Raw genomic sequence first — 12932 nt, forward strand, 5'->3', positions numbered from 1 at the left:
GTAGTTCACCCAACATTTATTTACTAAAAAGATCTTGCGCTATTTATCATGCCTACATCCCATTCCTTTTTTGGCGTTTTCCAGTCGCCATAGTACCGCTCCAGATACAGCTCAGGCTTTGCCGGTATTTTCATTTTTATCCCGGCAAACTGTATCATTTCTGTTTCCGTAAAGTGTTCTATTGGCATGCTGATCCCTCTTGAAGCCAGCGCATAGTCGACGCTTTGTCCATTTGGATACTTCACAAATAAGTCCACCATGGGTAGTGTCACATCACTCGCTTGGGCATTTTGCTGTGCACTCAACTTAAGACTACGTACATCACCCGTCTTTATTGCGCCAAAATGATGTTCGCTACAAACCGCTGAGATGCACCAAACGGCCCCGGTGAGACTGTCAAGTTCACCCAGACGTTTGTTCAGCAATGAATCGACCCGCTGTAACTCGTTTAGTGGAATACCAATATCCAGGTCATCGTCCCAGGGAATAAGTGCCTTGTCCCTGACAATCCCCAAAAGTGTACCGGCGTCTAGAAAATAATGAATTCCAGCGTCATTGAACGTTTGGCAAAGCCAGCGCAATACCTGCTCGCCCGCAACAGCGGAACCTGTTTGCAGGCCAAATTGCATAGGTTTGGTCATGTAGCTAGGCAAGGTTTTTACTTTAACCGAAGGAATATTGAGCTTATCCAACAACTGTGATTTGATACTTTCGATATATTCGCTGGCAATAAAAATACGCTCAAAAGTGAGACCGCATAACTTTTCTGGGCTATAAACTGGAAGCCCACAAAAAGTCTGTCCTTGTTTGGCGCAATTATTGTCAATAAATCCCAAAACCTGATACGTCGTTTTCAGATTTTTCCAAGCTGACATTCCAGACAACCCGGCACCGAAAATGAACACGCCAAGTGTCGATTTACCTTCATCACTTTGTTTCAATCGATAACCTCAATGCCATTTCCAGTTCTTTTAAACTCAATAAAAGCCCTTGTGTATCATGGACTTGTCAACACTATTTTCTTGACCCACTGAGTATCTATAGGGAAAAGGAAATTTTCACTTCTGGAGGGATCAAGATAAAATTTATTACCTTCAAAAATATCTCGCCACCCATTAAACTGTTGCATCTCCTTTTCAAGAGATAAGGATCCCAAAAGTTTAATTAATTTATCGGCAATATCCTTGGGGATCTTTAATTGCGCTGCCCCGAAATCCTCCAGGATTGCTCGCAAAGTGAAACTGCAAGCCAAGCCATGGGGTATATCACAGTGCAAAGTCAATGGATAGGATATGGCATGAGCGACTGCGGTCTTGGTGATATTGATTGCTGAACCTGCGTACCATGCCCCCCATTGCAACTGTTTCCTGGCATTTCTATCCTCCGGATTTTGGAGTACTGTGGGCAGCCCTGAAAGCAGATTGTGGAGTGCTTTTAGGGCCAACGCTTCACTTTCACCTGTACGGTTAATATTCCAAAGAGATTCTACGGCATGAGAAATGGCATCGAGTGCAGAGTACAAGGTTATTTGACGCGGCAAACTGATACACAAACCAGGTTCGAAAATAACCACATCGGGTTTGGCACAAGTAATTGAATATTTCTGTGCACTTTTTTTGTCCCAAAGCGTAGCAAAAGCGGTAACCTCTGCACCGGTGCCCGCCGTAGTAGGGATAGCGATACTTTGACCGCAAAAGGCCATTAATGCATGCTTATTCTTGACCACTTCAGCAAGACTCGTAGTAGAACTACCCAGCATTCCCGCGAGCACCTTAGCGACATCAATAACACTTCCGCCTCCAAGGCCAATCACATTCGCAATGCTCTGCCCTTTAAATTGTCCAAGGTAAAGATCGATAAAATCCAGTTGAGGGTGAGTGGTGACCTTATCCAGAATGTACACTGGCCCAGCCACAGCCTTAGCGATTTGCGCAGAAACACCACGCTTGGTAAATCCCTGACTGGTTACCAACAACGTCGCGCCAGGCATCAAAACCTCGGGCAGAGTAGCGATAATATCGCAGCTTTCTTTAACGGTCTGGATTAGTGAGTTGGCTGACTGCATCATTGGTTTTATTATTATTTTGCATGCTTTCTGAATGCCCTGGAATTTTCATAAGGACTTGGTTTAGGTCTACCAAGATCTGTTCTGGCACCGATCTTAATCTTAATTTCCACTAGGCAGGGACCTTGCTCAAAATGCGCCTCCTGCCAAAAAGACAATAATTCTGATTCGGATTCTATACTGATATATTCTGCATAGCCAATTGCATGCACTAATGATTGAACGTTGATGTTACCCATACTGGTAGGTTGACCACCTACAGATTCATGGGCTTGATTATTCAGTAAGACATGAATCAGATTTTTCGGTTTAAGTGCTCCAATCATGGGAAGAGCCCCCATGTGCATAATCATAGCGCCATCTCCGTCCAGACAAACAACCCGTTTGTCTGGACGGGCAATCGCAACACTCGTAGCTATGCTGGATGCATGGCCCATAGCACCGACCGTTAAAAAGGCTGAACATTCACCTTTCGCACTTACTTGAAGCTCATACAATTCTCTGGCCGTTTTACCCGTTGTGGCGATCACCAGGTCTTCAGCCCCTAATTGAGCGTTAATTATCTCAAGCGCTGCCTCTCTGGACATCATTTGACTTTCTGCACGATGTTTTTTTGTTGACGCAGCGAAGGTACCTTTGCGTACCAGAATAGCAACCGGTTTCGAATGCTGCTTCATTTCCAGTATTACCTCAGAGCAGACACTACTGAAATCACTTTGCGGCTCTAAAATGACATAAGGAATTCCCATCAATTCGAGCATTGCGGGAGTGATCTGCCCCTGTTTTTCATGCTGCGGCTCATCTGCAACGCCCGGTTCTCCGCGCCAGCCGATTACTAATAGCATCGGGATGCCACAAATTTCTTCACAGGCCATTGAAACCAATGGATTAACAGCGTTACCCAATCCCGAATTTTGCATGTATGCAACTGCAGGATTACCCGTTGCCAGAAAATGTCCCATTGCCATGGCGACAGCATTACCTTCGTTTGCTGTAATAACATGTTGATGGGCATCAAGTGCCTCATCAATGTAGGCACACAGATTTTTTAACAGGGAATCAGGCACACCGGCATAAAAGGATATCCCGTGGGATTTCAGAAGCTGACAAAAATTTGCTGGTACTATCACGCTAACATCTCACCTAAGCTTAAAACCAAAAAAGCATTACTTGCCGCCCGGAATTAATTCTAAAATTTCTTTTATTGGCATCATAGTGTCATCTACTTCGGCAGAGCGCTGGTGCTGTAAAATAGATTTAGCGGTGTTGAGCATCGCAGGATAAGCACTGCGGATCAGCTGATTGGCGTAAATCACGATATTCACGCCTTGTGCCTGTAACTCATGTTCATACACCTGATTGTAACTTGATGGTACCGCCACCAAGACTTTGCGCTCTGGCAGAGTATTGTATCGCCTGCAAAACTCGAAAATTTCATCAGGAGACTTTTCCCGACTGTGAATCATAATGCCATCAGCGCCTGCTTCAAGGTAAGCCTTGGCTCTCGTTATTGCGTCATCGATGCCTTGCTTTAAGATCAGGCTTTCGATTCTGGCAATAACCATGAAATCATTCGTAGCTTGTGCCGCTTTACCTACTTTAATTTTTGAGCAGAAGCTTTCAATAGAGTCTTGAGTTTGTGGTACCTCTGTACCAAACAACGAATTTTTTTTAAGCCCAGTTTTATCTTCAATAATTACTGCCGATACGCCAAGACGTTCAAGCGTTTTCACAGTGAATTTGAAGTGTTCTGGTTTACCGCCAGTATCACCATCGTAAATGATGGGCTTAGTTGTCACTTCAATCACTTCATTTAGAGTAGACATGCGCGAAGACACATCGACAGCTTCAATGTCAGGCTTACCTTTCGCGGTAGAGTCTGTAAGACTACTGCCCCACATACCATCAAACTCAACGGGTATATCGTCTCTTACGACTTTGGTGTTTTCAATTATGAGCCCCGATAAGGCGTTGTGAATATCCAGAAAGCGCAACAAGGGTTTGGCCGCTAATAGTCTGCGCAAAGACTTGAGTCTTATCTCGGGGGTCACCCCAATTTCTTTCATGGCGCTGTGAAATTGGGTAGAGGAAACCCCTTTAGTGTATGGCACTTCCACCAGTTCACCTCCCCATTGCGCAAGACAATCAATCACTTTTTGCCGAGTCTTTTTCTGTACACCTTCTTGCCAGTCATCACCATGCACCACATAATCTGGTTTTATTTGCTCTAGATTGGGAACGTAATCCAGTGTTTCTTGTGCCACAACATTGTCTACGCCTTTAATATTTTCAATCACGATTTTGCGCTGCTCAAATGTCATAAATGGCAATCGTTTATAACTCGCGATCGCTGCATCTGTTAATAGGCCAATTGTAACTTCCCCCAGGCTGGCAGCTTTTGCAATAACATTTAAATGTCCTGGATGCACGAGATCAGCACTCATACCAACGTATACTTTTTTAGTCATATAAATCTCAATCCTGAAAAAATAGTCCCTAACAATACGGACCTGCAAAAAACACTACCAACGAATAAACCATTGTTGATATCGACGATCAACGTGCAATTATTAGTACATAATTAGCCTGAACATGGAAAACTTCACGATTAAACCTGCAGTTCAATCAGCCTGGAAAGTTGTTTGAGCACATCGTAACCGTCCCAATACTCTGAAAAATTAAGCGCCTGGCCCACTGGCACCAGACGATCGACTGTCGGCCCTAGGTACTGTGCGACGCAAGCCTGAAGATCATCAGGGTGAAACCCGAAATGACTCACAGTTTGACAATGAGTCGGTAGCCGGTCAAATAGTTCAGTTAAATCATCAACTTCATATTCATACAAAAAGTTTTGCGCCGGATGCCAGCCAATATAATTTTCATCCAGCTTGTGAAGCTTAACGATAGAAAGGGGACCTGCTTCTATCATTTGATTATCGCGATGATGAGCTAAAAGGAGTTGCCTGGTCACCAAATGATTATTACTCGTTGATGGTTCTCTGAGCAGTGTTTTGGCTCGCGATGCTAACTCAGCATATAACTGCTGCTTAAGTCCCTCGGGACTATTACAAAAAACCAGTACCTTAGGTGACGAACAGGCCGCTTGCTGAAAGGTGTTCATATCTCGCCAAAGCAGCTCCGCCAGTGCCTCTATTTCATGCTGTGGCTTATCTCTCAATTGCAAAACCGATACCGAGAATTTATCCGTAAACGCAATGTCTTTGCAGTCCGGTAGCGTCGGCAGTTTACGAATCTTTGCAACGGTATCATCTCCACCCCATATCATGCGCGCCCGAACCTGTTGCGATAAAATGGCCGATACCTGACTTTCTTGCGACCAATGGGCAATAATGTTTCGTTGTGCAATCCTCTCAAACTCTGGTTGACTCACAAGCTCACTTATTACGGTCAAAAGTTGCTGCACCGCTTCTGTTGAACGCGATGGAGTGCGCACTATGTTGTTGTTACCCACTAGCAGACTACAAACCCAACTGTACACGAACATGGTGTCAACATTTCCAGGGGCAATATGTAAAACACTGCCCAACGGCTTAATAAACAAATTGCTGGATTCAGTCACCAGAGAAAAGTACTGTTGTTGCAGTCGCTTGATGTTGCTGGCACGAAGCCAGAATCCAAGCGATGTTAGTTCGGGATAACTCTTACAGGCGGTTTGTGTCAGTAGCGCACCAGAAAGTGCGTTTAGGAACGCGGTAGTTTCGGCTGAAAAAGCAGGCAAGCAGGGCAACTGAATCACTTTTTCCGCGAGCTGCACAGTTCCATCATTGATAATCTGGGGGAGCTTATTTTGCGGTGTCACTGCAACCTCGCACTTCAGTTTTGGGTAATCTCCCCAGCACCTCAAAATATTTTCCTTTTCGACCACAAGGGCAATCATCAACTCCCAATACTGAGCCAAGATCTTCTGTTAGTAATGAATTTCCAGGATAACTACCAGGAACAATAGACAACACTTGCAATAGCCCAGGATCATTATTATCTATAACCTCGAGTGTTTGCGGATCCCGCACTATCACATCTGCATAAACGGGAGCATGCAGATGTCCAGCTTCACATTCAACAAAAATTGAACCTACTTGTTCGGCCATGCCATAGAAATTATACACTTTTTCGATATTGAGTATTTCGCTGCAGGCGCGCTTAAATTCCTCATTGCTGACTTTCTGTGCTTCCAGTTTTTTCCAACCGCCACTATGCAGCAATATGCCGCTATTTAGATTGAGCGCAATGTCACTATTCCGCAGTGACTGTAAAAAATACTGCCACACCATAAAGGTAAAGCCAAACAGTAATACCGGTTGGTTTTTATGCTTTTCCGCAAAAGCTTGTACCACCTCAATGTTCAAGGACATATCTTCATTTAAAGCATAAACCGGCTGACGACCAAACATGGAAAGCCCCTGAATACCGGCTCCCCGGGCAGAGTAACTATCCTTACTTTTAAGCACACCGGGATGGTCAATTATCAGCATTGGCATTCGCTTTTTGCCGATAAAATCCTGGAGCACTTTAACCAACACTTTTGACTGACGCCGACTGGTTTCCTGATCTAATATGACTTTTGCTGGGGTCTGACCTGTCGTTCCAGATGAATACAGGGTTTTAAACACCTGCTCTTGGGGAATACTTTGTAACGTCAGATATTTAAACAACCTGACTGCCAAATAAGGGAAACCTTCAAGACTATCCGTTGAAGCACCTGAGAACAGGTTGCTATAAGCTTCACAATGTTGTAGGTGATGATGATGCAGACTGGTTAATGTATGCAGCATTTTTGTCTCTTTATCTGCCTGCTTTATGGCAAAGGGATTCATTTCAAACCAGTCTTCAGGAAATAACTCAGACATTCCCCTGACTCTCTTCAAATAGCTGTTTCAGTGCTGGATAATCTGTTTTCTGATTAGCGTTTACCGGGAAACTATCCAGCTTCATGACTTTGATTGTACTGACATGAAGTTTCAATGCTTTACTCAAAGTATTCCTGATTTCGCCTGCTTCATCAGAAATAAAGGCTACATACAGCAAATCATCTTTGCCGGTCACCTTGGCAGATACACCGTTCGCTTCCAGAACTTTTTCCACTTCATCCAGACTGATACGCAAGCCAAACACTTTTACAAAGCGTTTTATTCGCCCCGTAATAAAATAGTCGCCATCGGCATCTTTGTACGCCAGGTCACCGGTCTTAAGTTTTTGTTGCGCTGCAAACGAGGTTAACTCTGCTCGTCCACTGGCATACCCCAACATAACATTAGGCCCTTCGTACACCAGTTCCCCTTCTCCTTCAACAACGGGCGCACCGCTATCGTTTATCAAACTAAATGCTCCACCTGGAATGGCTCGCCCAATTGCCCCCATTTTTTGAGTAAGCAATTCAGGAGCCAACCAGGCCATTCTGGCCGTTGCTTCGGTTTGGCCATACATCACATAAAATGGTTTACCATGCTTTGTTGCCCAATCAGCGAACAGGCCAAGTATTTCTTGCTTCAAGCGTCCACCAGCCTGAGTTAAGTATTTTAGCTGTGGGTATGCTTTTTGATGAAAGCGCAATTTTGCCAACATTTCATAGGTATAGGGTACTCCCGCCAAACTGGAAATCTTGTGTTCTTTAAACAGTTTCCAGAAATTTGCACTCACAACGGAATCATCATTAAGCACACAACAAGCCCCCTTTAACAGGTGGGTATTGATTACCGATAAGCCATAGGAATAATGACAAGGTAAGGTAGTTATTGTGATATCCGAAACCTGTATCGGTAAATACTGGGATATAGCATCAGCATTGGCCTGCAAATTATCGTAACTCAACACTACCTGTTTTGCCGCACCAGTGCTGCCCGATGTGGACAATAATATAGCTGCCCGCGAATCAATTTCTTCTTGAGGAAAACCGGTCGAGTGATATTCAGCCCCTTGAATTATCATATAAGGCTTATACTTGTTTATTAGCTGTTCCAACCGAGGTTTATCAATATCCTGTTGCAGCAACATAACCGGCACTTTTTTCTGCAGGCAAGCCAGATAGTTAACCATGGTATTCAGGGTATTGCTGCACAATAGAAAGACGAGCTCCCCTTGCGCAGGCAGTTTACTCAGCCTTTCTTCAATCAACTGCTGGAGCTGAGAGTAGGTATAACAAGTCTGCTCAAAGACGAATGCATTGCGATCATGATATTCGGTGGGAAACTGCCAATACATAAGGACTCCGGTTGCAATGCGCTAAGAAAGCGTCATCGCACCATCGACTCCAAGGTCTTGACCGGTAATATAGCTCGCCTCTTGGGATAATAAGAAGCGGATACTTTTTGCTATGTCGCTGGCCCTGGCAAACCGCTTTAGCGGAATATTCACCAACAGTTGTTCTTTCTTTTCTGGGGGATAGTGCGCCGTCAAATCAGTTTCTACAAATCCAGGGGAAACGGTATTTATCCTAATGCCCAACGCCCCAAGCTCTTTGGCGGCTGATTTGGTCAGGGCTGATAAGCTGGCCTTACTCATAGCATAGGCAGATTGACCTTTGGCGCCCTGTGCAGCAACGATTGAGCCAACATTAACAATACTCCCTTGCCGATTTCGGGTCATCAGACGTGCTGCCAGCTGGATATGTTCATACACTGCCGAAACATTGATACCGAATAGGCTATTTATATCTTTCTTAACGGTCATGGCTATCGACTGCTCAATCATAATACCAGCATTGTTTACCAGGCCGTCCAGTTTGCCAAATTCCGACTGAACATGCCTGAAGTGTTGTTTAACCGCATCACTATCAACCACGTCATATTGCAACAAATGTAGTCTGTCGAGTTCACAATCTAACAGTTCGTCACGTAACTGCTGAAATCCAGCTGCAGTCCGGCAATTGGCCAGAACTGTCGCACCGGATTCAAGACAACACCTTACCGTAGCCGCGCCAATGCCGCGGGATGCGCCAGTAACCAAAATTATTTTATCTTGCAATAAAGACATGGGCTTAAAACTAAAACTGAATTTCGTATCGGGTCAATATTTCCTGCGCTTTTGCCACAGAGCTCATATCAATAATATCGTCGGTATCTAGCATCACATCGAATACCCCTTCGATTTCTGCGATCAATATCATATGTGCCGTTGAATCCCACTCAGCAATGGTGTTGTAAGTCAATTCAGGTGAAACTTGCTGAAGTTCAATGTTTAACGCCGAAGCAAATGCCTGATAAAGCTTTTCCTGATTGTTCATTTACGCGGTCTCGAAAAAATGTTTTTTAGTGTTGAGGTAGTTTGGGTATAGCGCTCTCGTTCTAAGGCAATATGCGTGTATTCATTATCCTTATCGACCTCGATATACCCAAGTTTACGATTATATGTGAGCGCGGCTGTATTTTGGTTTTTTACTTTTGCAAAAACCTGCCCCACCTTTAAATGCTCAAAACAGTAGTCCAGCAACAATAAAGACGGAGCAAAAGCCAGAATATTGGAATGATAACGTTCGTCACCTATATAAATGCCCGGCTCCAGAATGTCAGTCTCTGAAACGGGTTTGCCATCAGGTGTTTTTAAGTTTGCCGCGCCAATGTAATCATTGCGAAACTGAATAATAAAGTGTTGTTGATCTTGTCGTTGGTTGATGTTTTGAAACCAGTTTAATTGTTGTTGCGCATCGATAATATCGCTGGATACCATTTGCTCGCGAACGAAATCAGAATTACGCCATTGCCGCAGTAGTTCCAGATGATGCATTTCAACCGGCCGCATATTCACGCCATAGCCAGAGAGTTCGTTAAGCATCAATTAACCTCATGTAGTTCGGCCAATTGATCCAGTAGTCGTGCCGCACCTTGCATGTCACGGTATTTCTCAGCCTGTTGATACATAGTTTGTAAAAACTCAGGCTTTGACCATAAATCAACTGCCAATTCAACAACCTCTGAAATTGCCATATCCTGTCTGAAATCCAGGCTGTGACACCAACCCTGCTGCTCAGACGCCTTAGCGGCATTGACTTGATTATCAGCCACTATCAACAACAGTGACGGACATTGCATGGCTAACAATTCAAATTGGGTAGATCCGGCCGCGGAGACGGTCAGCAAGCTATTGGAAAAAACAGACGCTAAGTCCTGACAATCAATCAGTAACTGAATGCTTATCTGCGCTTTCTGAACATAGTCCTTTATTTCTGCAAGTTGTGTATTGTCGCTGCTAGACACCAGGCGAATGGGTATATCCACTCGTCGCTCATCCAGCGCTTTTAAGAACAACAATGACAGCCCTTTTACATCGGTACCGCCCATCACCAGAGTCAATGACCTTCTGCTTGCCAAGGGTAAAGGCTGTTCAGTTAAAAATTCCTGTCTCAGCAAACGGAATTTATCCCCCAAACAAAGCTTAGCTTTAGGCGCAGTTTGCTCGTAGCCCAATGTTTTAGCACCACCGGCACTATTGATTATCAAACTGACATTAAGTGCACCGCGATCATTACAATCATCAAACAGTATTGTGCTGCCTTGCAATTCAGATATCTGATTAATAAAACCAGCCGAGAATTGGTAACTGTCCAAAATCAACAAATCATCATTTGTTGTAGTTAGGTGCTTTTGTAACCAGCGAATGTATTCCACTTCAGGCAAATCCTGCGGAACTTCCTGAATAAGGTAATTCCAATCATGACGTTTCATACAAAAGGGAACCGTGTCAGCAGGTACCACAAAAACACATTCAACATATTGCTCTGATAGGGCTTGAGCCAGCGCCATACAGCGCATCAAGTGCCCCATACCCGCGGTTTCTGAAGCCTCTGTTAAAAACCAGGCTTTCACTGTTTTGCCACCATAGCCCAGTCCATTGCCTGGCCTTTTTGCAAGTCACATCCTGCTTTTTTACCCAATATTTCATCAAAATATTTGGGTGCTAGCCCCATAGCAGGTCTGACAATTTTTAAATTTTGCCGGGTGAACAGCTCACCTTTTTTGATGTTCTCGCTCACATAGATAGACCGTCGGTAACGCTTTGATTTTTGCTCAGCAAGTGTACCTCCATAGGTCACTGCACCTTGTGCTTGCCAGGCCCGTTGAGTCTCTTCGGCCAGCAGTTTAAATTCCGCTGGCTCCAACGAAAATTCAGCATCGACACCACCAGCGTTGCGATCCAAAACAAAGTGTTTTTCAATTACGCTTGCGCCCAATGCAACGCTGGCTATTGCCACTCCGATACCACGTGTGTGATCAGACAACCCGACCGAACAGCCAAATCGCTTCTGAATATCGGGCATTGTCACCAGGTTAGTGTTTTCCGGCGTTGCCGGATAGGTGCTGGTGCATTTTAACAATACCAGCTCGGTACACCCGTGAGTGTAAGCAGTATCGACTGCTTCCTCTATTTCCTCCAGGGAAGCCATGCCAGTAGACATAATTAACGGCTTCTTCTTACTGGCAGCGCAGGCAATCAGTGGAATATCGGTTAATTCAAAAGAAGCGATTTTAAAGCAGGGCACAGCAAGATCATCTAAAATGTGCACAGCCTCCTCATCAAACGGGGAACTAAACGCCAATAAACCTTTTGCCTGAGCATGTTCAAACAAGGGTTTATGCCATTCATAAGGTGTTGCGGCTTTTTGATATAGGGTGTGCAGTTTCTCTCCCGCCCATAAGCTGTCTTTTTCGCCAATCACAAAATCGCTATGCTCACTATCCAGTGTCATGGAGTCAGCGGTATAGGTTTGCAATTTGATAGCGTCGACACCTGCCTCGTGTGCGGCATCGATCATTGCTAGCGCAGTTTCGAAGCTTTGACTGTGGTTGCCGCTTAACTCGGCAATAATCAGTGGTTTTCCAGCGCCGATACTAAAATGACCAATTTGAAACTGTGGTTTAAATTGTCTGGCCATCATTAATCTGCTTTTTCAAAAAGTGACAACACACTCTCAGTTAATTCTTTTGCAGGGATTGGGGTTGCAGACCGCTCTGTAGCATAATCAGGCATCAGTGTTCTGGCGTCTACTTCACCGACGATCACCAGACTTGGGCAGTTCACTGTAGTCGCTAACCACTGCGGCGCCGAGGGCACGGTAATCAATAGGTCACTGCTTTTCAACATGGACAGGGTCTTGCGCATTGACTGTGAGCCATCAAAGCCCGTCCAGACATGAAACCCCGCCTTTTCCAGTGATTTTTTCAAATCCTCCCCATAGGGGTAACTTCTCTCAGCGGTTCTGGCATCGGTAGCTAATGCGATAACCATCTGCTTTTTCTTGATTTTGTCTAGCGTGTGATTGGCATCAACTTCAATTGCCATGTTCATTTCAATATCCGCAAAACCACAACAATGTCTCAGATAAAATTCCGGATAGCCAAAATCGGGGACAGTGCCAAATTCCCACCAGGGGGTATGCCAGCGGGCCATACCAAAAAAGGTACTGCTCATATAATTCCCCGGATCGTGCACATAGTCATGTTGTAACGTTTGCTTATCCAATTGGTCGATAAGATCCGCCACCGAGATCGACATGAAATTGCCTTTCAGGTTTTCTCCGGCATCTTTCAGGAAGCGAGCTAAAAAACAAGGCATAAACCAGGTATCCAGATTAATAATCTGTTGATACTCTGTGCCGATTATCTTTTCAGCCAACATCAAAAAGCGTTCCATGGCGGGGATGATGTTATCCGGCCATTCCGCTTTTTCCATTTTTATTATTTGAACATCGGGCTCAGCCAGTTGTATGACGTCAGATCCGGCTGAAAAAGTTAACACTGAAATCTCAGCTTCGGGATAGCGGGATTTGATATAACGAATAGCAGGAATACCGATGCAGGTGACATCACCTAATCCGAGCATCCTGATAATAAGAATTTTAGCGGGATCAGCCACT

General features: G+C 44.6%; 13 protein-coding genes. All 13 read right to left on the bottom strand.

Features of this window, described 5'->3' with window-relative positions; all coding sequences use genetic code 11:
• Positions 1 to 23: 23 nt before the first annotated feature.
• The 13 genes from ACXAD8_RS10275 to ACXAD8_RS10335 all read right to left on the bottom strand — a co-directional run bounded on the left by ACXAD8_RS10275 (position 24) and on the right by ACXAD8_RS10335 (position 12931).
• Entirely contained in the window at positions 24 to 941 is a 918-nt protein-coding gene (locus ACXAD8_RS10275; protein WP_475228063.1) for a LicD family protein, read from the bottom strand.
• 56 nt (positions 942 to 997) lie between these two features.
• The gene (locus ACXAD8_RS10280; RefSeq protein WP_475228065.1) at positions 998 to 2068 is read right to left on the bottom strand and encodes an iron-containing alcohol dehydrogenase; all 1071 of its coding nucleotides are present in this window, start codon (positions 2066 to 2068) and stop codon (positions 998 to 1000) included.
• An 11-nt stretch (positions 2069 to 2079) separates the two neighbouring features.
• Positions 2080 to 3195, bottom strand: a complete 1116-nt coding sequence (gene aepY / locus ACXAD8_RS10285; protein ID WP_475228067.1) for a phosphonopyruvate decarboxylase — start codon at positions 3193 to 3195, stop codon at positions 2080 to 2082.
• Positions 3196 to 3231: 36 nt separating this feature from the next.
• Positions 3232 to 4533, bottom strand: a complete 1302-nt coding sequence (gene aepX / locus ACXAD8_RS10290) for a phosphoenolpyruvate mutase (protein WP_475228070.1) — start codon at positions 4531 to 4533, stop codon at positions 3232 to 3234.
• Between the two features lie 140 nt (positions 4534 to 4673).
• Positions 4674 to 5885: an acyl-CoA reductase gene (locus ACXAD8_RS10295; RefSeq protein WP_475228072.1), complete on the bottom strand. Its 1212-nt coding sequence runs from the start codon at positions 5883 to 5885 to the stop codon at positions 4674 to 4676.
• Entirely contained in the window at positions 5869 to 6933 is a 1065-nt protein-coding gene (locus tag ACXAD8_RS10300) for a LuxE/PaaK family acyltransferase (protein ID WP_475228074.1), read from the bottom strand. The genes ACXAD8_RS10295 and ACXAD8_RS10300 overlap by 17 nt, the downstream gene beginning before the upstream one ends.
• On the bottom strand, positions 6926 to 8284 hold the full coding sequence (locus tag ACXAD8_RS10305) for an AMP-binding protein (protein ID WP_475228077.1): 1359 nt from the start codon (positions 8282 to 8284) through the stop codon (positions 6926 to 6928). The genes ACXAD8_RS10300 and ACXAD8_RS10305 overlap by 8 nt, the downstream gene beginning before the upstream one ends.
• 21 nt (positions 8285 to 8305) lie before the next feature.
• Entirely contained in the window at positions 8306 to 9055 is a 750-nt protein-coding gene (locus tag ACXAD8_RS10310) for an SDR family NAD(P)-dependent oxidoreductase (RefSeq protein ID WP_475228079.1), read from the bottom strand.
• A gap of 10 nt (positions 9056 to 9065) precedes the next feature.
• Positions 9066 to 9305 (bottom strand): acyl carrier protein, encoded by a 240-nt coding sequence (locus tag ACXAD8_RS10315; protein ID WP_475228081.1) that lies wholly within the window; start codon positions 9303 to 9305, stop codon positions 9066 to 9068.
• Positions 9302 to 9853, bottom strand: a complete 552-nt coding sequence (locus tag ACXAD8_RS10320) for a GNAT family N-acetyltransferase (protein ID WP_475228084.1) — start codon at positions 9851 to 9853, stop codon at positions 9302 to 9304. The genes ACXAD8_RS10315 and ACXAD8_RS10320 overlap by 4 nt, the downstream gene beginning before the upstream one ends.
• Positions 9853 to 10884, bottom strand: a complete 1032-nt coding sequence (gene pseG / locus ACXAD8_RS10325) for a UDP-2,4-diacetamido-2,4,6-trideoxy-beta-L-altropyranose hydrolase (RefSeq protein WP_475228085.1) — start codon at positions 10882 to 10884, stop codon at positions 9853 to 9855. The genes ACXAD8_RS10320 and pseG overlap by 1 nt, the downstream gene beginning before the upstream one ends.
• Positions 10881 to 11951 carry a pseudaminic acid synthase gene (pseI, locus tag ACXAD8_RS10330; RefSeq protein ID WP_475232931.1) on the bottom strand — a complete coding sequence of 357 codons (1071 nt, stop codon included), beginning with the start codon at positions 11949 to 11951 and terminating at the stop codon, positions 10881 to 10883. The genes pseG and pseI overlap by 4 nt, the downstream gene beginning before the upstream one ends.
• 2 nt (positions 11952 to 11953) lie before the next feature.
• On the bottom strand, positions 11954 to 12931 hold the full coding sequence (locus ACXAD8_RS10335; RefSeq protein WP_475228086.1) for a glycosyltransferase family 9 protein: 978 nt from the start codon (positions 12929 to 12931) through the stop codon (positions 11954 to 11956).
• Position 12932 lies beyond the last annotated feature (1 nt).

The sequence above is a fragment of the Planctobacterium sp. AWH2_060 genome, assembly GCF_056158425.1.